This window comes from Fodinibius salsisoli (genome assembly GCF_026229185.1).
GTDB classification, from domain to species: domain Bacteria; phylum Bacteroidota; class Rhodothermia; order Balneolales; family Balneolaceae; genus Fodinibius; species Fodinibius salsisoli.
The window spans coordinates 56,328-79,024 of sequence record NZ_JAGGJA010000007.1; the positions used below are offsets into that span (position 1 = coordinate 56,328).

Sequence of the window (22,697 nt, forward strand, 5' to 3'; positions counted from 1 at the left end):
AAAGCCCCGACTGCTGCCGGGGCTTGAATAAAAGGTTGTTCTTAGTTGCGCTAACGTTATTCCTCGGGATTCAGAATCTGTTCAATGCGCACTACCGCATCTGCCAGGTGGGCTTCTGTCGCACGATCACTCACCCGCACTTGCTGAACCTCATCCAAAAGCGTTTCAAGCTGATCGCGAACAATAGGTCGAATATCCGACTGGCTGACATCCACATCCGTCCACCCATAGTATTCTTTAAATGCACTCGGAATACTCCGAAGTTCTTCGGTCATGAGATAATCCATCCGCTCTATGTAGGCGCGCTGCAGATTCCGGCGGTGAACACCAATTGCGGTATTCTCATCGACTTCGCTCCAGATGCTGTTACGTACATCATCCATCATTTCGAAGGCCGTGTACGTTTCACCTTCATTACGAGCATTGAACTCAACAAGACGTGCCAGCCGCTGAGGATCCGTCAGATCATTGAGCACCCGCACTTGGGCGCTGCGAATATTATCAACCACGGTAGACTGGTTGATGCGGCTTAAAATCTCATCATTCAACATCCATTGGTCAACCTTAAAGGCATGATCAGCTAAAAAGTCCACCGCCTTTTGTTGGGTTTCTTTAGGAACTGCCTCATAAACTGCCCCTTCCTGGTTGTAAGTCTTATGATTTTCATAGACGCCGCCTACATTTTTGGTGACATGCCCCATATAGCGGCTCCACTGGCTTATAATATTGCCATACAATTCCTGGAGCTCCTCGAAATTGGTGCCATCTCGCTCCGTCCATTCCATCAGGTTGCCGGTAATGCGTTCCAGATTGGCAAGCCCTAATTTACTGGCTTCCATAGCGTTATTTCCGAGATCCTCATTTTGAGAACGCGGATCAATTTTGTTTCCAGTCTGACGACCATAAAAATAGGCCGGATCGTCAGCACGCTCACGGGTCCATTCATTAAGCTTGGCTTCACGCTCTTGTCGACTCATATCTTCCGGGAACCAGCTGTAGCCCCATTTGATGGACCAGTTATCATATTCGCCAATGGCCGGATGGAAGTTCTCAACGCCATCTCCGGGCTGGGCGATATAGTTAAAGCGCGCATAATCCATAATGGATGGCGCCGTTCCATGCGTAGAAGTAAAGGATGGCGACCGAAGAGAATCCACGGGATACGCATAGCTTGAGCCCCAATTGTGTGGCAAGCCCAGCGTGTGGCCAACCTCGTGCGAAGATACAAAACGAACCAACTCGCCCATCACCTCATCCTCAAACTGTACGGAACGAGCCTTGGGATTGACGGCAGCTGTCTGCACAAAATACCAGTTGCGCAGCAGGTTCATCACATTGTGGTACCACAGGATATCACTTTCTAAAATCTGTCCGGTACGAGGATCGTGCACATGTGGTCCCTGTGCATTGGGGATATCGTTGGCGATATATCGAATGACGGAATAGCGTACATCTTCCGGACTAAATGCGGGGTCTTCCTCATCCGTGGGTGGATCTTTGGCAATAATGGCATTCTTAAATCCGGCGTGCTCAAAAGCTTTCTGCCAATCTTCAACTCCCTGCTTAATGTACGAACGCCATTTCTCAGGTGTCGCCGGATCGATATAGTATACAATTGGCTCTATCGGCTCAACCAGTTCGCCATCCAGGTAGGCTTCCTTATCTTTGGGAACCAGCTTATAGCGAGTTACGAACTGCTTATTTTCTGCCTTATGACGCTCACCACCATATTTTATCTGCTCAATAGAAAAGTAACCGACCCGATTATCCACCACACGCTTCTGCATGGGTTCTTCCGGCAGTAAAATCATCGATTGATTCATCTCCAGCGACAGCGTTCCTGTGGCGCCATCATCCGGCGGATTGTTGGAGTCATATGTTAAAATATGGCGCGCTTCTACATTCTTGGGATAGGTTCGGATGCTGTCAATAAAGCTGCGGTCCCCATCCAGTCGGCGCACCTGAAACTCACTGCGTTGACTCTTGCTAAGCCCACTAATTAATGGCACATCGGAAGTGAAGAAGTCGGTAACATCGATAACTTTAGTGTTATGGGCAGAATCTTTGCGAACCGTTTCAATATCAAAGCTCTGTATCACCGGCTCAAAATTGTTGTTTTTGATCGATTTATATATCGGGTTATTCTCATCTGCTACATTTTCATGCGACACATGTCGGAGCAATATCTTGTCATCTTTTTTCTGCCAGCGAATTACCTGCTGCGATTTGGCCTTCATGCCCGCGCCGCCAAAGCTCAGGTTGTTTTGGGTGCCCGCAATACGGCTAACCAGCAACATCCCCGTATCGAGGAGGGAATCCGGTAGCTCATAATAATACTTTCCATCCACTTTATGGACGGTAAACAGCCCTTCATCTGTCTGGGCTTCATCCGTAATGACTTCGTCATAGGATTTATAGCCGTTATCTTTTTGCTCTTTTTTAGATGATGCAGTAGATTCTTTCGTCGCTTTGTTGGTTGATGCACATGCTGAGAACAGCACAACCGATAGAGTCAGCAGGGCCCAACCTTGCAGCTGCTTGAAAACCAAATTATTCATATATTTTTTTGCATTAATTTATTGTTCATGAAACGGATGAAATGTTAGGCTTGTAATTGAACGAATCAAGAATAAGCAGGTAGATAGATGTAAAAAGATATGATATGGCTAACAGCTACCATGAGCAACCGTCCATAATTGGACTATGAGGGGCGTTATCCGGGCTAACTGTAAACAAAAAATTAAGAATTAGCCAATTTCCCTTAGCTTTATTACTTTTGAAGCATTATGGCAAAACCAATAGCAAGACCACTGAAGCATCTGATTTACTTTTTCAAGGATTTAAAGCAAACCGGGTCTATTGCACCCAGCTCAAAATTTTTGGCTCAGGATTTGGTTAGCCAACTCAAAAAGCGGGTGGCCTGCGATGAATGCAAACCACTGAAGATATTGGAGGTAGGTCCCGGAACGGGTCCTTTAACCAAACAAATTGTGAAGCATTTACGTCCAAATGACAAGCTGGATGTTGTAGAAATTCACAAAAAATTCTACCAGATTGTCAAAAGCCGTTATCGGCAACAGAATTTGCAGATCCATCACGCCGATATTTTACAATTCCAGCCGGATTACAAGTATGATTTTATCTTTTCGAGTCTGCCTTACGAAAATATGCCGGAGGAGATCAGTCGCGAGATCTGGAAAAAAAAGCTAACCCTCTGCTCCGAAGAAGCCTGCATCAGTTACTTTAAATATGTAAAGTTTCGCAACTTTAAGAGTGATTTTGAGGAAGAGGTCGTAAAAAAATATGGCCGGGATAAAAAGGTAGTGCTTCTCAATTTACCGCCGGCCAAAGTTTATACTCTGGAGATTAGTGGGCAACCTGATATTAAAACTCCCACGATCGAAAGCTCGAACGTTGCTTAACTATTTTTAAAAGAAGATTACATTCAAAAGCGATAGCAACACACTAAACAGTACTGCCCACCAAAAGCTTTTGATTTTCAGCCCATCCACCAGTGCCGCTACCAGTAGCAACATCAATGCATTGATTACCAACAGAAAGAGGCCCAGCGTAACGATCGTAAGCGGTAGCGTAAAGAATACTACAATCGGCTTTATAAATGCGTTTACGATGGCTAATAAAACAGCCGTTCCCAAGGCCGTCCAGTAGTTATTAACTTTGATCCCATCTAAGAGATACCCAAGGGCAAAGATGCCAAGGCTATTTACAAGTATTTTGGTAATCATAATGCTAAGGTTTGGTTCCGGTTTTAGCCTTTATACGGTGGACCTCTCAAAAAGTTTTACGGGAGTTTTTGATCGTCTCCGGGTACTTTTATTCAACCGTCACGCTTTTGGCAAGGTTTCGGGGCTGATCCACATCGCATCCACGGTTAACAGCAATATAATACGACAGCAACTGCAGCGGAATAGACGTCAACAATGGGGACAGGCAATCTTCCGTTTCCGGAATAGGGCAGCTGAACTCCGATAAATTAATCACCTCTTCATTATCTTCTCCGGTAATTCCAATGATGCGACCTTTTCGGGCCTTCACCTCCTCGATATTACTAATCATTTTGTCGTTGGTATGATCGGTAGCAGCAATTACAACCACCGGCATCATGGCATCAATAAGAGCGATGGGGCCGTGCTTCATCTCAGCGGCGGGGTATCCCTCAGCGTGGATGTACGAAATTTCCTTCAATTTGAGGGCGCCCTCCAGTGCGACAGGAAAATTATAGGTTCGACCCAGATACAGGAAGTTGGGAGCATAAGTAAACAGCTCTGCCATCTCTTTCACCGATTCACTGCGATCCAGGATCTGCTCTACTTTATCCGGAATACGGTTGAGCTCTTCAATGAGCCGGGCAGCATACTCTTCTTCTATGGTATTCCTTTTTTGTCCCAGCAGGATGGCCATCATAGCTAAAACTGAAACCTGGGTGGTAAAAGCTTTGGTTGAAGCTACCCCAATTTCTGGTCCGGCGTGGGTATAGACCCCGGCATCGGTATCGCGGGCAATGGTTGAGCCTACCACATTACAAACGCCCAGTGCAAGTGCCCCTCGTTCTTTTGCTGTGCGCAACGCTGCCAGAGTATCAGCAGTTTCGCCACTTTGCGAGATCACCAACATCACATCATTTTCGTCGATTAATGGCTCGCGATAGCGGAACTCTGAGGCATATTCGACCTCCACCGGCAACTTAGCGAGGTGCTCGAATAAGTACTCCCCAACCAATCCGGCATGCCAGCTGGTACCACAAGCAGCAATGACAAGGCGATCTGCATTGACTAATTGATCAAGCACATCTGTTAAGCCACCCAGCTGTACTGAATGATTTTTGACATCCAGGCGACCCCGCAGACAATCAGCGATGGCACGAGGTTGTTCAAAAATTTCTTTCAACATAAAGTGCGGATACCCACTCTTCTCGATCTCATCGAGGCTAAGAGCCAGCTCATGGACTTTCTTCGTAAGGCTAACATCCTCAATCGTTTTAACCTCATAACCATCTTTTGTGACGATGGCCATCTCTCCGTCATCCAAATAAACCACTTTCTTGGTATATCCGACAATAGGCGAAGCATCAGAGGCAATAAACATTTCGCCGTCCCCGATCCCTAACAGTAGCGGAGATCCTTTACGGGCCACGATAATACGATCAGGCTCATCCACATGCAGGATAGCCAGACCATAAGTACCAACGACTTGCTTGAGAGCCAAACGAACGGCCTTTTCAAAACTAACCTCTTCTCCGTTTTCGTATATCTCTTCAATTAGCTGGACAATAACTTCCGTATCGGTATCCGTATGGAACGTCCGGCCTTTATTTTGGAGCTCTTTTTTGAGCGAATTATAATTTTCAATAATGCCGTTATGGACTAACGCGATGTCTCCTGATTCACTAATATGCGGGTGAGAATTCACATCGTTGGGCGCTCCATGGGTAGCCCATCGGGTATGGCCAATACCTGTTGAGCCCTTAGCCGGACTGGCTTTCAGCTTATTTTTGAGCGCCTGCACCTTGCCCTTCCCCTTCTTGATATCCAATGCACCGTTCATTAACGCGATACCGGCTGAATCATACCCCCGGTATTCCAGTCGTTCAAGCCCCTTGACGATAATATCACTCGCGGATTGGTTACCGATGTATCCTACAATTCCACACATATTTTTTGTCTAAAGTTCGCAATGATTTTTATTATACTGTCTCTCTGAAAGCAACAATAGAGAATGTCCAAATTTATTAATCTGATAACGATTTTAAAACAACATTATTAGAAACATTTCAAGGGGACTTTAAATAATATGCAGCTTTGTTTTTTTGAAGGTCATCAGCACACAAACTTCCATCCACTTACCCTTAGCCGACCGCTTGATGATTTACGAATCGGTATTTTTACGCTGGCAGAAAAGTGGAAACAGGCTTTACAAATTCAATCTTTTGCCCGTACAGTCCGCCCCAACCTAAGGGGCGTATTTAACCCTGGCACGATAGATCCACAGCAAGCTTGCTTATGGATTAATCCCCGGTACCTGCCCTCCGATGAACTTATTCAGGAGGTCAAAAACCTAAATGAAGGAACGTGTCTGCAGTCAGATTCAGTGACTATTGCTGCCAAGGTGGATGGATCCACTTCCCAACAATGGCTACAACAGGGCGAGCCTAACTTTAACACTTTGCTGGTTGTACAGAGCCAGCCTTTTCATTGTCTAAAGCATTTGTGGGATCTGTTTCAACTGAATGGGGAGGAAATTGAACGTGATTTCCAGAAAATTCCAGCCACAGATCAAACAGAGGCGACGATCTCTCAGAATGCTACCTTTGAAAACCACGATCAGGTTACGGTCGAGGCCGGGGCTCAAATAGAATCCAAATGTGTATTAGATGCTCGGGAAGGCCCCATTTACATTGGAAAAGATGCAACCGTAATGGCTGGATCTATACTGCGCGGCCCCATTGCTGTCTGTGAAGGAGCCATTGTTAAGACAGGAGCAAAAATTTATAGTGATACCACTATCGGTCCCGTTTGTAAAGTGGGGGGCGAAGTGGCCAACACTGTTTTCCACTCCTATTCAAATAAAGCCCACCACGGATATATTGGCAATTCTGTGGTGGGACAGTGGTGTAACTTTGGAGCTGGCACCACCGTTTCAAACCTAAAAACCAATTATAGTACCGTGCGGGTCCCAAACTGGGAGTCCGGTGAAGAAAAAGACAGCAATCAGCAGTTTGTGGGCATCATGATGGGCGACCACTCCAAAACTGCTATCAACTCGGTCATCAACTCTGGCACAGTGACGGGCGTGAGTGCCAACATCTTATCACGCGATTTTCCTCCCAAGTTGATCCATTCCTTCAGCTGGGTGGGCTCCAATGTCATCCAGCCCTACAAGCTCGATAAGGCACTGGAAACTATGAAAATAATGATGTCTCGACGTGATGTGAAACTTTCAGAAGCTTATAAAAGCATGATGAGCCAGATATTTGAAGATCGCCCTTCCGGTTAATCAACGCTCTCAGAGGCGAATTATCCTCCTTCAACCAATATATTCGGGACTTATTTTTATCAAAAAGTGAGAAATAAAATAACAAATAGGTTTTCTCCTAAAATAGCGCTACCTTAGTACGTTATATTTAATTACCCACCTACTAAGTATATTTTTTTGAAAAGACGCGTTAATTCAACTCCTTTCATCAAATGTAGCCCATAGGTGTACACAAAGTTAATGTTATATTTTATGAAACAAGGAAAAATAAAATTTTTCGACACTAAAAAAGGATTTGGATTTATCGCACCCGACGACGGTGGCGACGACGTCTTCGTCCACAGGAATAATGTTGAGAACCTGGATTATAACCAGGGATTAGAAGATGATGAAGCTGTAGAGTTTGAAGTTGAAGAAACTCCTAAAGGCTTAAGTGCTGTTAACGTAACAAGCTTGGACTATAAATAGTAGTAAGCTTTTTAGTTACTTTACAAGTCCGCTTCTTTCGGAGCGGACTTTTTTTGTTGGTTGACTATTTTATCTGTAGATCAAAATTATGTTTCAAATTAGTTTATAAAAACCCTATATTTGGAACCGCTAATTAAAAGCGGATTATTTTATGCCCAAGTGGCGGAACTGGTAGACGCGCTAGCTTCAGGAGCTAGTGGGATTTTATCCCGTGAAGGTTCGAATCCTTTCTTGGGCACCACTCATTACCTGTCATCAATTAATTGCAGGTACCCCTCCCTTCTAAATCATGCTGCCACCTCACGGGCAAATACATCATGGCCTAAGTACATCTCCATATCACATTGCAGTGCACTTTTCTATAAATTGAAGTCGATGAGCTTTGTATAAAGCTCATTAATACTTTTGGTGACTTCCTGATTCGTATTAACATGTAATAACTGCTGCATTTCTGTGGGCTTTATATAGGCATTACTGAGCTGATAAAAATCTTCCACCCTCGCATCGGATACCACATCATCCCTTTCTTCGCGATCTTTTAGCCGTTTAACGATTATATCCTCTGGAGCTTGAGCCTCAATAAAAATATAGGGAATACTTTTGGCTGTTAGCCGCTGCACTAATTGCATCCTCATACTTTTTTGTCCATAGGTAGCATCCAATATAATGCTTCTACCCATTGCAATAGTTTTCACTGCCCGGGTCAAGAGAGTATGATATATATTGTCCGAAATTTTGGATGAATAAAGCATCTCCCTTTTAGATGCAGGGGTTCGTTCGGTCAGAGGCAGACCTGCTGATGCCTTACGTATTCGATCTGAAGACAAATGCTCTATTCCCAGCTTATCAGACAACTTCTTCGCCAGCGTGCTTTTTCCTGTTCCTACCTGACCCATAAAAATTAGCACCACAGGTTCAGAACCGATCAGAGCGTATCGCAGGGCCAAATCAAAATAGCGGCGGGCCAGGCTCACTGCTTCTTTTTGCTCGCTCAGCGGGACTTCATCCTCAGTACTTTGCAGGCTCTTTACCTTCCCTTTTACTACGGCTCGGTAACATTTATAAAAGTCAATGATGTCAGCCAGCGTATGGTCTTGCAATTTTTCTGCCATGCGATTTATCAAGTAGCGCTCCTCCTCAAAACAATCATTAAAATCTAAGTCCATGGCTAAAAAAGCGAGATCTGCTGCCCAATCCCCATATCGAAATCGTTCATTAAATTCTATGCAATCATAAATACGAACCTGGTCTTCCGTTATATGGATATGCTCCAAATGGAGGTCTCCGTGGCCGTCGACGATACATCCCCCTTCCATCCGTTGTTTAAACAACCCGCTATATTGTTCATAATAAGAGGAGGTATAATACCGGATGGCCTTAAAACTATTTTCATCAATCGTTTGCCTGATAAAAGGAGCCACCTGGGTAAAATTCTCATCCGTATTGACCTTTATTTTTTTAATAGCACCCCATTTGGCCAGCTCCTTATCCTGCTCCTGCTGCTCATAAAAATCCGCTAATTTATCAGCAACACGATTAAGATGTTCTTCCTGCAGCCTTCCTTTATCAATATAGTTATGGAGAAAATATTTATTCTCCAGCTTTCTCATTTTTACCGCATACTCTGTGATAAAATCGGAATCCAAATCGCTGGTAAAGCTATAGTTTTCACCTGATTTCTCAATGCCCATGACCCCCAGATAGACATCACCGGCAAGGCGTTTATTTAATGCTACTTCTTGCCGGCAGCATGTATAGCGTTTTTCGAGCGTACTGTAATCCAGAAACCCGAAGTCTACCGGCTTTTTAATTTTATAAACATACGGGGAAACAATAAATACATGGGAAATATGAGTTTGAATATGCTGTACATGGGATGGCTCATGCTCATAGGTGGACTTCTGTTCTAAAAATGAAATAAGGTCAGGCTGTATGGTAGCTGGTGACATATTCTCCCCCTTTCTCTCATTCTAACTATTTCTTTTAAAGTAAGATACTTATTTCAAACCCGAATTATGAACAAAAATATTACTGTTAATCTCATCCCTATACTTTTTCGCAGAAAAATGTACAGGGATTGGCCAAAAATTTTAATGGAGTTTTAGAGTTGTCATAGGAATCATCATTGCAATAGCATCTTGGATACTGGACGATTTTTCCCTATCCAGATAAACTTTTCTACACTTTTTGGGTATCACGATCTTAACTGTTTTGGTTTATAACAGACTATTGATCAATTTACCCCCCTTTACTGCAGGATCATAAGACAAGCATGTTAATCCACAGTAAGAAACCGGTAAACTGTGGTTGAAGAGTATCCTTCTTCCGGCCCTATCACCGTTGACGGAAAATTCGGATGATGGGGTGAATCGGGAAAATGCTGGGTCTCCAAACAGACCGCTGAGTGGGGACCGTAAGCATGTCCCCCCTTCCCTATCTGGTTGCCTTCTCCGGTTAGTGAGTTAGCCGTATACACCTGCAGGCCAGGCTCAGTCGTATAAACTTCCATAACACGTCCGGTAGCAGGCTCTGATAACCGACCAGCCAATGCTAATTCACCACTCTTCTTGTTTAGCACATAATTATGGTCATACCCTCCCACATGTTGCAACTGCTGATTCTCTTGATCAATACGCGCTCCAAAAGCTGTTGGTTTTGTAAAGTCGAACGGTGTACCGGCAACCTCCCGCAGCTCACCGGTTGGAATAGCGGTAGAATCGACCGGTGTATATTGACCGGCATCCACGTAAAGTTTATGATCTAAAATCTTCCCCTGACCTTCGCCCGCGAGATTAAAGAAGGCATGGTTAGTCATGTTCAAGACGGTCTTCTTATCCGTACTGGCCGCATATTCCAGTTTAAGCTCGTTTTCCTCTGTCACCGTGTAGGTAACCGTAACTTCTAAATTACCGGGATATCCACCTTCCCCATCCTCAGAAAAATAGCTTAGTTCCAATGTCTGATCATCAACCTGCCGGGCCTCCCATACCTGATGTCGAAACCCCTCAGCACCACCGTGGATGGAATGCTCCCCATTATTTTTATCCAGATGATATGTACTATCATCCAAAGTGAATTTTGCCTGGGCTATTCTATTGGCATACCGCCCCATGGTAGCTCCAAGTGAAGCTATGCCATCCAGATACTCTTGCCCGGTCTCATACCCTAACACAACATCCCCAAGCGTCCCCTCCCGGTCGGGCACCAGGATGGAGACAATCTTACCTCCATAATTGGTAATCTGTGCTTTCATCCCCTGACCATTTTCTAAGGTAAACAGATCTATCTGTTTGCCATCATGTTTCAACTGAAAGTCAGACGATTTTACCGGCACATAGTTTTTAGATTGCTTTGAGCAAGATATTAGGCTGAACATTATGACGAGGGCAACAGCAGTAGGAAACCAATTAGACAGGTACATGGTAGGATATTCTTATATCAGATTTTATCTCAAACCAAATATAAAAGAAATTTTCCCATCCAAAAGTGATTGTTTTAAGAAGCTTGCTGCAGGCATGCAATTGCTTCCACTACACTAACATCAAGCTATGGGTTATAGTACGCGGCGGGCGGACAGGTATCGGCTGGACCAGTATTTCTGATCCAGCTCGCTGATTGTAACACCTTCTGAGGTAGAAGCATGCAGGAATTCATCCTGATTAATAACAACGCCAACATGAAGGGTACGTCGCCCGGTGCGGAAGAACACCAAATCGCCCGTCCGGATAGCTGATCGACGCACGCCATCACCAACATTAAGCTGTGTTCTGGTATTCCTGGGTAATCCAATGTCGAAATACTCCTCAAACACAATATTGACAAACATCGAGCAATCCACCCCTCGCTGTGTACCTCCCCCCAAACGGTAAGGCGTTCCTTTCCAATCACGATAGGCCTGCATCAGAGACGTTTCTGTTTTATTCATTGTAGATACACTCATGGCAACCGGGTTGCCATCAAATTGAGTAGAGTCGTCCTCAGCCCCGCTTCCATACGATGGATCTGCTGCTCGCTGTGAGACTCCACAACTGGCAAAAATGATGCCTATCGAAAACAACACAAGTATCGGTCTAAATGTATCCATGAATTAGCTCGAATTATGACTAAAACTACTCCCCTAAATAATCTATATTTAGAGGTTTAATAACAACGTCTAAATTAGACAGCAAATCAGCTATGCAACTTCTGGTAAACATCGACCATATTGCCACTCTTCGTAATGCTCGCGGTGAAGGATATCCCAAGCCTGTTGAGGCTGCCACAGTTTGTGAACGTGCCGGGGCAAGCGGTATTGTTTTTCACTTACGGGGCGATCGTAGGCATATCCGCGATGAGGATGTCTACGCTCTCAAAAAATCGGTGACGGGCACGCTGGATTTTGAGATGGCGGCCACAGACGAAATGCTTAAGATATCTCTTGATGTTGATCCTCACCTGGTTACGCTGGTCCCCGAAAGTCGCGAAGAGCTAACTACCGAAGGCGGACTTAAGATGAGCACCGTCTTTGATGATTTTCAAGAACGGGTATTCCCTCAATATCGGAAAACGGATATTGAAATCAGCCTTTTCATTGATCCCAATAAAGAAGACATTGAGCTTGCAAATGAGTTGGGCAGTGATGCAATTGAACTGCACACCGGTACCTATGCCAATGCCGAGACACCGAAAGAACAAGAGCACGAACTCGAACGCCTTAAAGAAGCCGCCCAACTTGCGCATACCCTGGGTATGAAAGTCAACGCCGGCCACGGACTCAACCTGGACAATCTGAAACCTTTCGTGGATACCGTACCTCACCTGCATGATGTCAGCATAGGTCATGCGCTGGTTTCAACAGCCATATTCAAAGGACTCGATCAGACCGTGAGAGACTTTTTAGCCATCATGAACCATGCTGAACTCAAAGAAAACTCCTAACCTGGAACGTATAATATGACACAGGATCAACACAAATCGGGCTATGTGGCCATCATCGGCAAACCCAATGCCGGCAAATCTACCTTAATGAACCGCTTGCTGGGGAGCAAAGTCTCCATTACTACGCACAAGCCCCAGACCACGCGCCATCAAATTTTAGGCATCCATTCCGAAGAGGATATGCAGATTATCTTCCTGGATACTCCCGGAGTTATCAACCCCCGGTATGAGCTACAGAAAGCCATGATGAAGACCGTGGACCGCGCCCGGACCGATGCAGATATCATTTTATTTATCGTTGATGTGAAAGATGCCGACGTGCCGGGACGCATTTTTAAGATGCTCTCATCCCTGAAGGGCAAAAAAGTATTCCTGGTGATCAATAAGATTGACAAAGTAACCGACCAGGAAGCCGAAGGAGTAGCTCGCAAGATACAGGATCAATGCGACTTTGATGAAACGCTTTTTGTATCGGCTATCAACGGGACGGGCCTGCAGCAGGCTATGGATACGATAAAAGCCAATATTAAACCGGGACCCGCCTTTTATCCCAAGGATATGCTGAGCGAGCAGCCGATACGTTTTTTCGTGGCTGAGATGATCCGCGAACAGCTATTTCTGCTCTACCACCAAGAGATCCCTTACTCTTCAACCATTAATATTGTGCAGTATGACGAACGCGATGACCTGGATTACATCAGTGCGGATATCATCGTCAACCGGGAATCCCAAAAGGGCATCCTGATTGGCAAAGGCGGAAAGGCAATCAAAAAGCTGGGCAAAAGCGCCCGGGAAGTCATCCAGGGGTTTGTGGATAAAAAAGTCTACCTGGATCTACATGTGAAAGTGCGCGACAAATGGCGCCAAGATCCCAACCGGGTACGGCATTATGGGTATTAAAAAATGGAAAATTTAGTTGGTTGATTTTACAATCTTTATCACCTGGGGTTGTTCATCCCAATCAATATCCAACTTAAGCTCTCCATTGTACCATATTTTACGTATGTAAGTCGAATTGTCTGTAAATCCATATTGAACTCTTATGGTATCTTCCGGAAAATCACTGAACTGTAGATAGGTCGTGGTGGTATCCTGGTCCGGAATAAGATTGGTAAAAACACGCATCCAATTTTTCCCTGATCTTTTTTCACTTGTAATAGAAAACTTTTTGGGAGAATCAAGATGACCTTCAAAAACTTTCTTCCTCTCCCCATCTTCTAAATAGTAAAGATCCGTATTTTTTTCCGTAATGGCGTTTGGGTGGTCAGGATCAAGTAAATCTTCCCCCTGTTCATTTACAAAAAAGAAATCTACATTAGCACCAATATACACATTTGCATCATTTGGGGAAGAACACCCCACCATAATAGCCGTTACAAGAATTGCTGTCAGGGTATAGAAAAGCTTCATCTCTTGAACAATAGTTTATTAAAATTGAAATTATAACTTCTCAAAAAAAATAGGACTTACAAAATATCATCTATTCCTTTAAGGATATTAATTTCTTCTACCCTTAAACCATTACTGCAAAAGGATTCTGCATTGCCTATATACTATATTTGATAGATACTTTCCCAATATCACCGTTTCCAGCCTGAGCAATACCATCCCCGATTTACAAAAGAATAATTTAATAGTATACTTGAGCCTTATTTTTCAATCAATTCTAATAGAGAAACACTACTATGAAGCGCTTTTTTATAAGTACTATTGCCTTATTAACCTTTGTGCTGGGACTTTCCCTATCGGGATACAGCCAATCTGTTTGGGTCCCCGAAAACGGTGCCAAATCCAAAGTGGGTCTTGAACTAAAAATCCCTTCTTTTGATGACAGATTGGGGTTTGAATTCCCTACCTCTTCCTTTTACCTGTATACACACCTACCACTCAACGATCATATTGCCCTGCAAGCTGATTTACCGGTTTCACAGGCATCCGGGGGAGACGAAACCAGAACAGCTATTGGAAATCCATATATTGGTATCCAGTCCGGCATAAATTCCGATCTAAAGTTTGATTTGGGTGTCCGACTACCCCTCGCTCCCGAAGAGTCAGGTATTATCACGGGCTTTTTAACCGAGAATTATCAAATTGGGTCCTTCTACCCCAATTCTTTTTCAGGGGTTGCTGACGTTCATTACCGCTATGATTATGAATCGGGTATAGCCATTCGTTTAGATGGGGGAGGTGAGTTTTGGGTGCCCGAAGACTCCGACGGCGAACTCTTTGTTAAATATGGAGGTCAACTGCTATACAATATTGATAAGCTTACTCTTGGAACCGGTTTGGCAGGAAGGCTTCTTGCAACCGATGAGAACTTATCTTTTTCAGAGCGCAGCATCAATAGCCTAGGGTTGACAGGCACCTATCAATTTGAAAATATAAGTGCCGGCGGCTATGTAGAAATCCCACTTAATGATGATACCAGTGTTTTTTCATTGGGCGGAGCATTTTTAGATGTAGTGATTGGCCTTAACCTAAGTATTTCTCTTTAATAAGAAATCGTAATTCTTATCTTCTCTGGAGATAAGATCTCAGGTTTGACCGCAATTATGGATGTGGGAAGAGGTATCCGAGTCAAAAAGATACTGCTACGCCCATATCAACTATTTGCCCAATATTCTATGTAATCTACATTTATGAAAAACTTACGCCGCCTTATTCTTCGATTTGGGATATTACTTTCCCTGACTGCTGTTATCGCATACCCAGCTGCTGCTCAAGACTCAGGAGTACTGGCTACCGAAGCGGATACCCTCCGTGGATCCATAACACCACAACGAGCCTGGTGGGAAGTCACCTATTATGATCTGCTTGTTACTGTGCAGCCCAAGGATTCTGCTATTTCCGGTTACAACAATATTACCTATCGGGTAACCGGACAACCTCAACAACTTCAAATAGACCTACAGCAGCCATTGCAGATCGACCAGATAAAGCAACAAGGCCACAGCCTGAGCTATCAGCGTGTGGATAAAAGCAACGCCTACTTTGTAGATGTACCAGCAAATCTGAGTAAAGATTCACTTTATACGCTTTCCGTTTATTATCATGGGCAGCCGAAAGTAGCCGAAAATCCACCGTGGGATGGCGGTTTCATCTGGGCACAGGATTCCCTCGGCAATCATTGGGTGGCTACCGCCAACCAGGGACTGGGAGCCAGCGTCTGGTGGCCCAACAAAGATCACCAAACAGCTGAGCCGGACAGTATGTCCATTAATATTACGGTGCCCGACCCAATGATTAACGTATCCAACGGCCGGCTCCGGGATTCTACTCACCATGATAACGGCATGACTACGTGGAGCTGGTTCGTCTCCAATCCCATTAATAACTACAACATCTCCGTCAATGTCGGCAATTATGTAAACTTTATGAATACATTTGAAGGCCGAGAAGGGACTCTTGATTTGAGTTACTGGGTGCTTAAGCCCAACCTGGAGAAAGCCAAGGAACAGTTCCAGCAGGTTAAACCTATGATGCGCTGTTTTGAAGATTGGTTTGGTCCCTATCCCTTTTACGAGGACAGTTTTAAGATGGTTGAAACACCTCATTTAGGAATGGAGCATCAAAGTGCCGTAGCCTATGGCAACCATTATCAAAATGGGTATATGGGAACGGACCTTTCGGGCTCCGGCTGGGGACTCAAATGGGATTTTATTATTATCCATGAATCCGGCCACGAGTGGTGGGGCAACAATATTACGACCAAAGATATAGCCGATATGTGGGTGCATGAAGGCTTCACCAGCTATTCTGAATCGATTTATACCGAATGCCGGTTTGGTAAAGAAGCCGCTGCCGAATATACCATTGGGCTGCGCGACCGGATCGAGAACGAAAGTCCAATTATTGGTGAATATGGTGTCAATCAGGAAGGGTCCGGTGACATGTACTATAAAGGACACAATATGCTGCATACCATCCGGCATATTATCGCGGATGATGCAAGCTGGAAGAACATTCTGCTGGGCATTCAGAAAGACTTTTACCATCAAACGGTAACATCGCAGCAAGTTGAAGACTATATCAATGAGCGAACGGATTACGATCTGGATCCAGTATTTGACCAGTACTTACGCCATAGTGCCATCCCTGTTCTTGAATATCATATAAAGGATCGGACACTGCATTATCGCTGGAACGCAGATATTACCCCTTTTGATATGCCTGTCAGGGTGACCTTAAAAGAAAACCGTTATTCCTTTATACAACCTACCACCGAATGGCAGCAGACCACTATTTCGCTGGATAACGCCGACCATTTTAAGGTAGATCCCAACTTTTATATTGAGACGAAATTGAAGGTCTCCTCTGGCAGCTGACCACAGCAATCAACTTTACACATTTTATTTGTATGATTTGCAAAAAACAATTATGTTAGCATTCAAACTTAAAAAGTCAGTCCATGAAACAAATTTTTACAAATATTATTACCTGTCGGATGTGCATTCTACGGCTTTGCATGGCCTGTATACATCCGGAGGACTGATTAGTTTCACGATTTGAAGCAAACTCAAAAGCCCTTCGGAAGACCCCGAAGGGCTTTTTTGATTTGTGTATTGTTCTTTTGATTTACTGAGCACTCTTATCAAGAAAGGCTAAGGGATCAGGCCCGAAGACGCCTTGGCAACCGCCCTGCACATAAAACTGTTCTTTTTAGTTTTAATGCGGGGGATAGGTGCCACTTCCTGCTCCAACTATAGAGGAGAAAGATAAGTAAGAGGCCATTATCCGAATGTTCTACCAAGCCTCTTCTAATATCTTCTCTCCCCAACGGAACGGAAGGTTTTAGAAGAGGCTTTTTTATTTATTGGATAGTTTTTTATTCGAACAAAGAAAAAATATGAGGACGACCTTTAACAACTGGTATGACCAAAAAATGCGGGCTACGGAAGAGTTAAATAGCGAAACCAATCGTGCTGAAGAAACACTCTCAGCTATCTCTTCTATCGCCATCGTGGGTTTGTCACGCAGTTTTCATAAAGACAGCCAGTTTGTAGGACGTTACCTGCAAAATGCAGGGTATACCATCGTCCCGGTAAATCCTAATGCGGATACCATTCTCGGGGAAAAAGCGTATCCGGACCTCAAAAGCATTCCATCTCCCGTGGATGCCATCGATGTGTTCCTGCCGCCGGATTATATTCACAAGGCCGTCGACCAGGCACTCGAACTGGATCCACAGCCACGAGCTATCTGGCTACAGTTGGGAACGGGAAAACAACCCGAGCAAATCGACAGAGTAAGGGGAACCGGTATTGAGCTATATGAAAACCGGTGCATTAAGGTCGATCATCAATTTTTGATACGGCCCAAAGAAAAGAAGGGTAAACTAACTAATTAATCTTAGACCATAATTTATCATGAGCACAAACCCAAAAGAAGAACGCGACCTTAAATTTGAAACGCTACAACTACATGCCGGCCAGGAACCGGATCCAACCACCGGCTCGCGTGCGGTGCCGATTTATCAGACAACCTCATACGAGTTTGATGATACCGAACATGCCGCCACCCTTTTTGCGCTCAAGGAGTTTGGGAATATTTACACCCGAATCATGAATCCTACCAGCGATGTTTTTGAAAAACGAATTGCTGCGCTTGAAGGAGGAGCTGCTGCTGTAGCTACCGCATCGGGTCAATCTGCTCAATTTATGGCCATCGCCACCATCGCCCAAGCTGGCGATAACATCGTATCCACCAGTTTCTTGTATGGGGGAACCTACAACCAATTTAAAGTAACCTTGCCGCGTCTGGGCATCGACGTAAATTTTGTCGAAGATGATACACTGGAAAGCTACGAAGCGGCCATCGATGAGGATACCAAAGCTATTTATGTAGAATCGATTGGTAATCCCCGTGGCAACGTACCCGATTTTGAAGGTCTGTCCGAGATAGCGCAAAATCACGGTATCCCCCTTATTGTTGATAATACCTTCGGGGCCGCCGGTGCTATTTGTCAGCCCATTAAACACGGGGCAAATATCGTGGTGGAATCGGCCACCAAATGGATTGGCGGCCACGGCACCAGTATCGGGGGCATCATGGTTGATGCAGGGAACTTTAACTGGGGCAACGGTAACTTCCCGGTCTTTACCGATCCTTCTCCTGCTTATCACGGACTTAATTTTTGGGAAACATTCGGTGAAGACGGCCCTTTTGGGAATATCGCTTTTGCCATCCGGGCCCGTACTGAAGCACTACGGGATTTTGGATCGGCACAGTCACCATTTAACAGCTTCCTGTTCCTGCAAGGCCTCGAAACCCTTTCGCTGCGCACAGAACGACACTGCGAAAATGCCCTTAAATTAGCAAATTGGCTACAGGATCAGGATAAAGTAGATTGGGTTAATTATACCGGCCTTGAAGACCACCCCTACCACGAACGCGCTAAAAAATATTTGCAGCCCGGCAAATTTGGCGCAGTCTTAACATTTGGAGTGGAAGGCGGATTTGACTCGGCCCGTACCTTCATTGAAAATGTAGAAGTCGCCAGTCACCTGGCCAATGTGGGCGATGCCAAGACGCTGGTCATCCATCCTGCTTCTACCACGCATCAGCAACTCAGCGATGAAGAGCAGGCATCCAGCGGGGTAAAGCCAGATTTAATCCGAGTATCGGTTGGTATCGAACATATTGATGATATCATCGAGGATTTCGAAACCGCTTTTAACCAGATTTAATAACAGAACAGAGGATTGCAATGTTTTCAGCAACCAACCTTTTCATAGATCACATAAACACACAGTATATCTATAAAGAGCAAGGAACTGCTGATTATTATTGTTGTTGTAATTTAGCCTAAAATATAATGAGCGACATAAAATCACATACATTTGATGAAGCATTTGTGACTGAGGGGGACGATACTATATCTGCCCCCACTGTCGCTTACCAAAGCTGGGGAAGCTTAAATGAAGCCCGCAACAATGTGATTGTGGTATGCCATGCTCTAACGGGCAATACATCAGCCAATGAATGGTTCCATGGGATTATCGGTCCTGGTAAAGCCCTGGACCCTGAGCAACATTTTATTATCTGTCCCAACTCTTTAGGCAGCTGTTATGGCAGCAGTGGTCCGGTCTCCCTTGACCCTGAAACCGGCCAGCCTCTGCGTGCGGATTTTCCGGAAATAACCATTCGTGACATGGTCCGGCTACAGCAGCAATTGCTCGATCATCTTCAAATCGCAAGCATTGAGCTTGTCATTGGAGGCTCCATGGGGGGCATGCAGGCCCTCGAATGGTCCATTATGGATGACCGACCGCAGGCTTCCATCCTCATAGGAATGGGGAAAGAACACAGTCCTTGGACTATCGGTATCAGTCATGCCCAACGGCAGGCTATTTTTAACGATCCGAATTGGGAAGGAGGCTACTATTCTTCAGAAAAGCCACCCCGGAAAGGGTTGGCCCTGGCTCGTATGATTGCTATGATCAGCTATCGCACTGATGGTGATTACAGAAATAAATTCGGCCGCCTGCTGCAGGATGGCTCCGACGATTACCAGGTGGAATCGTACCTCAACTACCAGGGGGGCAAGCTCGTTGATCGGTTTGACGCTGTCTCTTATGTACGACTGACCCAAGCCATGGATAGTCATGATGTGGGCCGCGACAGGGTTTCTTCTAAAGACGCTCTGCAGGAGGTCGATATTCCGGTACTGGTTATCGGCACTGATTCAGATCTGCTGTATCCCGTTCATGAGCAACAAGAACTGGCACAACTGCTGCCCAACGGACGATACCATGAAATTGAATCAATCTACGGGCATGACGCTTTTTTAATTGAGTTTGAACAAATGAACAATATTATCGCTCCCTTTTTAGCGGAAACTTCAACACCAACGATTTATTCCTGATAATGAATCATCCCTCGAAACATATTCTAAAGTTTGGCGGCACTTCGCTGCAAAACCAGGCATTCATTAAACAGTCTGCCCAAATTGTTATTGACCGATCGAAATCAACCCAGCCCTTTGTGGTTGTTTCGGCGCTGGAAACGGTGACCGATACGCTTATGCTGTTGAGTGATGAGCAGGGTATGACTGGCCAGGAGATAAATCAAGAAGTTGAGACGCTGGAAAAGAAACATCTGGATCTTTTTGATGAGCTCGCAGATGAAGATGACCACCGGCGAGAACAACTTCAAAGCCTCTTTAACGAACTATCTGAGACTATCCATGATGAGGCCCTTAAAGCTCAGGATCAACGAGCCTGGAAAGATCGCATTCTCTCGGTGGGAGAACGAGCTTCTGCCCTCATCTTTGCTGCAACACTCTCAAAATGGGGACTTCCCGCAGAGGCTTTTGAAGCCTATCAGTTTATTAAAACCGACTCTACGTTCGGCCAGGCCAAAGTACAGCAGGAGGCCACCCGCAAGTTAGTACGCAAGTTCTTGCAATCATCAGAAACCACGCCGGTAGTCACTGGATTTATCGGTTCTGACGATGAACAACGTATTACTACACTGGGGCGATCTGGTTCTGATTATACGGCCGGCCTTCTCGCTGACGCACTGGATGCCGATCATCTTGAAATATGGACTGACGTAAACGGCGTGCTAACAGCCGATCCGCGTTGGGTCCCCACAGCGCAACCCATTGATGAACTAAGCTTTGATGATATCGGCGAACTATCGGCGCACGGGGCAAAGGTTATACATCCAAAAACAATTCGGCCGCTAAGGGGACAAGATACTTCTGTTACCGTAAAAAACAGCTTCAATCCGTCGCATCCGGGAACAAGCATAAACAATGCGTACCAATCCAATGGAGCGTTTAAGACCATTACCATTACAGGACCTTTTACGCAGTTTCAGATTGACGACAAGTTTGCCTATGATTTGTTGGAGCACCTTAATGAATGGCTGGATGGAGAAACCGATTCCGAAGCCCTCTCATATCAGCGAAATTCCAGCTTTGAACCGGCTCGTTTCCTAATCCGACAATCTTTGTTTGGTAAAGTCCGCGAACATATTTACAATTGGGCCGATGTTCGAAAGGTTTCACTTAGTCCCAAAAAGGACATCTATAAGGTGAAAAAGTTTAGCAATCACTTTAAAAAAGACGAACGCCTGACCGAACGTATTTGGAATTTACTCGCTTCAAAAAAGTTGCATCCATTAAATATTAATAGAAACAGGGATGAACGTTTCATCTCTTTGTTGTTTGAAAAAGACGAGGCCCATCGTGCAGCTCGTTTGCTTAACGACTATCTGCAGCACGAGAAAACCACCGTTGATTTATTTGTAGCCGGCACGGGCGCTGTAGGGAAGACGTTACTCAATCAATTAAAAGTTACGGATCTCGACGAACTTGATTTCCGGCTTTTGGGTACTTGTAACAGCCGCCAGGTGCTGTGGGATGATAACGGAATAGGTATGCACGCCGACTGGGATTGGTCCAAAGCTGAAGAAACCGACTGGGATCTTCTAATAGACAAACTCTGTGAACGCTTCCGCCACAATTTAATCTTTGTGGATGCAACCGGCAGTTCCCAGGTAGCACGACTCTATCCCCGTCTTTTTGAAAATGGTATCCATGTGGTAACACCCAGTAAGCTGGCCAATACGTTTGAGCAATCATTTTTTGACCAACTACAGTCCGAATCCAGCAAAAACAAGGCTTTCTTTCAATACGAAACGACTGTTGGGGCTGGCTTGCCGGTTATCTCAACACTCAAGGATCTACAAAAAGGCGGCGATGAGATTCAAGAAATATCAGGCGTCGTTTCCGGGACCATGACCTACTTATTTAATCAGCTGGAGCAGGACGTCCCGTTTAGTGAGGCTATTATCAAAGCTCGCGAGCTGGGTTACGCCGAACCGGACCCCAGAGATGACCTTTCCGGGGAAGATGTGGCACGCAAATTTTTGACATTAGCACGTACGCTCGGCCTTAAGGTTGAACGAGAAGAGCTTGAAGTTGAGTCTCTTATACCTGAGGAGCTGGCGAAAACCGATCGAAAAACCTTCTTAGAGCAGCTAAACACCTATGATAGTCTCTGGGAAGAACGTGTACAGGAGGCCCGGAAGCGAAATGAACGACTTCGATATACCGGCCGTCTGGCAGATGGAAAAATTTCTGTAGGCATTGAATCAGTGCCGGCAAATACACCCATTGGCCAGCTGAAAGGAACAGATAATCTCATCCAGCTTTATTCAAAATTGTATCAAAAAACACCTTTAGTTATTCAGGGTCCTGGTGCCGGCAAAGAAGTAACGGCTGCCGGCGTGCTAAGTGACATTTTAAAAACAGCTGAATCACTGAAATAAGTTTTTTAATTTTATTGTATTTTTAACTTAGATAATTTAAA

Annotated in this window: 18 protein-coding genes, 1 tRNA gene and 1 riboswitch; of the genes, 12 read left to right on the forward strand and 7 right to left on the reverse strand. The window is 44.9% G+C overall.

Annotated features, from left to right (window positions below):
* Positions 1–56: 56 nt before the first annotated feature.
* Positions 57–2,558, reverse strand: a complete 2,502-nt coding sequence (locus J6I44_RS11460) for a zinc-dependent metalloprotease (protein WP_265766267.1) — start codon at positions 2,556–2,558, stop codon at positions 57–59.
* A gap of 228 nt (positions 2,559–2,786) precedes the next feature.
* On the opposite strand from J6I44_RS11460, the gene J6I44_RS11465 reads away from it, so the two are divergent.
* Complete coding sequence (locus J6I44_RS11465) at positions 2,787–3,422, forward strand: class I SAM-dependent methyltransferase (protein ID WP_265766268.1); 636 nt, start codon at positions 2,787–2,789, stop codon at positions 3,420–3,422.
* Between the two features lie 6 nt (positions 3,423–3,428).
* Here the strand turns inward: J6I44_RS11465 and J6I44_RS11470 are convergent, their stop codons facing one another.
* Both J6I44_RS11470 and glmS read right to left on the reverse strand, forming a co-directional pair.
* The gene (locus J6I44_RS11470; RefSeq protein ID WP_265766269.1) at positions 3,429–3,746 is read right to left on the reverse strand and encodes a phage holin family protein; all 318 of its coding nucleotides are present in this window, start codon (positions 3,744–3,746) and stop codon (positions 3,429–3,431) included.
* An 88-nt stretch (positions 3,747–3,834) separates the two neighbouring features.
* On the reverse strand, positions 3,835–5,673 hold the full coding sequence (gene glmS / locus J6I44_RS11475; protein WP_265766270.1) for a glutamine--fructose-6-phosphate transaminase (isomerizing): 1,839 nt from the start codon (positions 5,671–5,673) through the stop codon (positions 3,835–3,837).
* A gap of 138 nt (positions 5,674–5,811) precedes the next feature.
* Here glmS and J6I44_RS11480 point away from each other — a divergent pair, with 138 nt between their 5' ends.
* The 3 genes from J6I44_RS11480 (at position 5,812) to J6I44_RS11490 (ending at position 7,702) form a co-directional block, all read left to right on the forward strand.
* Positions 5,812–7,014, forward strand: coding sequence for a putative sugar nucleotidyl transferase (locus J6I44_RS11480; RefSeq protein WP_265766271.1), 1,203 nt, complete (start codon positions 5,812–5,814; stop codon positions 7,012–7,014).
* 231 nt (positions 7,015–7,245) lie between these two features.
* On the forward strand, positions 7,246–7,461 hold the full coding sequence (locus tag J6I44_RS11485) for a cold-shock protein (protein WP_265766272.1): 216 nt from the start codon (positions 7,246–7,248) through the stop codon (positions 7,459–7,461).
* A gap of 153 nt (positions 7,462–7,614) precedes the next feature.
* Positions 7,615–7,702 (forward strand) — tRNA-Leu (locus J6I44_RS11490).
* Between the two features lie 118 nt (positions 7,703–7,820).
* On the opposite strand, the gene J6I44_RS11495 is transcribed toward J6I44_RS11490, so the two are convergent.
* From J6I44_RS11495 to J6I44_RS11505, 3 genes are all read right to left on the reverse strand, one after another.
* Positions 7,821–9,410 carry a bifunctional aminoglycoside phosphotransferase/ATP-binding protein gene (locus J6I44_RS11495; protein WP_265766273.1) on the reverse strand — a complete coding sequence of 530 codons (1,590 nt, stop codon included), beginning with the start codon at positions 9,408–9,410 and terminating at the stop codon, positions 7,821–7,823.
* Between the two features lie 326 nt (positions 9,411–9,736).
* Positions 9,737–10,795 (reverse strand): aldose epimerase family protein, encoded by a 1,059-nt coding sequence (locus J6I44_RS11500; protein WP_265766274.1) that lies wholly within the window; start codon positions 10,793–10,795, stop codon positions 9,737–9,739.
* Positions 10,796–11,014: 219 nt separating this feature from the next.
* Complete coding sequence (locus J6I44_RS11505) at positions 11,015–11,545, reverse strand: NlpC/P60 family protein (protein WP_265766275.1); 531 nt, start codon at positions 11,543–11,545, stop codon at positions 11,015–11,017.
* A 92-nt stretch (positions 11,546–11,637) separates the two neighbouring features.
* Between J6I44_RS11505 and J6I44_RS11510 the strand changes: the two genes are divergently transcribed.
* A complete protein-coding gene (locus J6I44_RS11510) occupies positions 11,638–12,378 on the forward strand; it encodes a pyridoxine 5'-phosphate synthase (protein WP_265766276.1) in 741 nt (246 codons plus the stop codon).
* Between the two features lie 15 nt (positions 12,379–12,393).
* On the forward strand, positions 12,394–13,278 hold the full coding sequence (gene era, locus J6I44_RS11515; RefSeq protein ID WP_265766277.1) for a GTPase Era: 885 nt from the start codon (positions 12,394–12,396) through the stop codon (positions 13,276–13,278).
* Between the two features lie 12 nt (positions 13,279–13,290).
* Here the strand turns inward: era and J6I44_RS11520 are convergent, their stop codons facing one another.
* Entirely contained in the window at positions 13,291–13,788 is a 498-nt protein-coding gene (locus tag J6I44_RS11520) for a hypothetical protein (RefSeq protein ID WP_265766279.1), read from the reverse strand.
* Between the two features lie 275 nt (positions 13,789–14,063).
* Between J6I44_RS11520 and J6I44_RS11525 the strand changes: the two genes are divergently transcribed.
* The 6 genes from J6I44_RS11525 to J6I44_RS11550 all read left to right on the forward strand — a co-directional run bounded on the left by J6I44_RS11525 (position 14,064) and on the right by J6I44_RS11550 (position 22,656).
* Entirely contained in the window at positions 14,064–14,873 is an 810-nt protein-coding gene (locus tag J6I44_RS11525; RefSeq protein ID WP_265766280.1) for a hypothetical protein, read from the forward strand.
* Between the two features lie 144 nt (positions 14,874–15,017).
* Positions 15,018–16,703, forward strand: a complete 1,686-nt coding sequence (locus tag J6I44_RS11530) for a M1 family metallopeptidase (RefSeq protein WP_265766282.1) — start codon at positions 15,018–15,020, stop codon at positions 16,701–16,703.
* Between the two features lie 260 nt (positions 16,704–16,963).
* Positions 16,964–17,100, forward strand: a riboswitch (SAM riboswitch).
* A 124-nt stretch (positions 17,101–17,224) separates the two neighbouring features.
* A complete protein-coding gene (locus J6I44_RS11535) occupies positions 17,225–17,725 on the forward strand; it encodes a CoA-binding protein (protein WP_265766283.1) in 501 nt (166 codons plus the stop codon).
* 19 nt (positions 17,726–17,744) lie between these two features.
* Positions 17,745–19,064, forward strand: a complete 1,320-nt coding sequence (locus J6I44_RS11540) for an O-acetylhomoserine aminocarboxypropyltransferase/cysteine synthase family protein (protein WP_265766285.1) — start codon at positions 17,745–17,747, stop codon at positions 19,062–19,064.
* A gap of 128 nt (positions 19,065–19,192) precedes the next feature.
* Complete coding sequence (gene metX, locus J6I44_RS11545; protein WP_265766287.1) at positions 19,193–20,242, forward strand: homoserine O-acetyltransferase MetX; 1,050 nt, start codon at positions 19,193–19,195, stop codon at positions 20,240–20,242.
* A gap of 2 nt (positions 20,243–20,244) precedes the next feature.
* Entirely contained in the window at positions 20,245–22,656 is a 2,412-nt protein-coding gene (locus tag J6I44_RS11550) for an aspartate kinase (RefSeq protein WP_265766289.1), read from the forward strand.
* Positions 22,657–22,697 lie beyond the last annotated feature (41 nt).

Coding starts and splice junctions, on each gene's coding strand:
- J6I44_RS11470 (WP_265766269.1), bottom strand. CDS start 3,746: ATGATTACCAAAATACTTGTAAATAGCCTTGGCATCTTTGCCCTTGGG.
- J6I44_RS11540 (WP_265766285.1), top strand. CDS start 17,745: ATGAGCACAAACCCAAAAGAAGAACGCGACCTTAAATTTGAAACGCTA.
- J6I44_RS11510 (WP_265766276.1), top strand. CDS start 11,638: ATGCAACTTCTGGTAAACATCGACCATATTGCCACTCTTCGTAATGCT.
- J6I44_RS11460 (WP_265766267.1), bottom strand. CDS start 2,558: ATGAATAATTTGGTTTTCAAGCAGCTGCAAGGTTGGGCCCTGCTGACT.
- J6I44_RS11485 (WP_265766272.1), top strand. CDS start 7,246: ATGAAACAAGGAAAAATAAAATTTTTCGACACTAAAAAAGGATTTGGA.
- J6I44_RS11480 (WP_265766271.1), top strand. CDS start 5,812: ATGCAGCTTTGTTTTTTTGAAGGTCATCAGCACACAAACTTCCATCCA.
- glmS (WP_265766270.1), bottom strand. CDS start 5,673: ATGTGTGGAATTGTAGGATACATCGGTAACCAATCCGCGAGTGATATT.
- J6I44_RS11495 (WP_265766273.1), bottom strand. CDS start 9,410: ATGTCACCAGCTACCATACAGCCTGACCTTATTTCATTTTTAGAACAG.
- J6I44_RS11535 (WP_265766283.1), top strand. CDS start 17,225: ATGAGGACGACCTTTAACAACTGGTATGACCAAAAAATGCGGGCTACG.
- era (WP_265766277.1), top strand. CDS start 12,394: ATGACACAGGATCAACACAAATCGGGCTATGTGGCCATCATCGGCAAA.
- J6I44_RS11530 (WP_265766282.1), top strand. CDS start 15,018: ATGAAAAACTTACGCCGCCTTATTCTTCGATTTGGGATATTACTTTCC.
- J6I44_RS11520 (WP_265766279.1), bottom strand. CDS start 13,788: ATGAAGCTTTTCTATACCCTGACAGCAATTCTTGTAACGGCTATTATG.
- J6I44_RS11505 (WP_265766275.1), bottom strand. CDS start 11,545: ATGGATACATTTAGACCGATACTTGTGTTGTTTTCGATAGGCATCATT.
- J6I44_RS11550 (WP_265766289.1), top strand. CDS start 20,245: ATGAATCATCCCTCGAAACATATTCTAAAGTTTGGCGGCACTTCGCTG.
- J6I44_RS11525 (WP_265766280.1), top strand. CDS start 14,064: ATGAAGCGCTTTTTTATAAGTACTATTGCCTTATTAACCTTTGTGCTG.
- metX (WP_265766287.1), top strand. CDS start 19,193: ATGAGCGACATAAAATCACATACATTTGATGAAGCATTTGTGACTGAG.
- J6I44_RS11465 (WP_265766268.1), top strand. CDS start 2,787: ATGGCAAAACCAATAGCAAGACCACTGAAGCATCTGATTTACTTTTTC.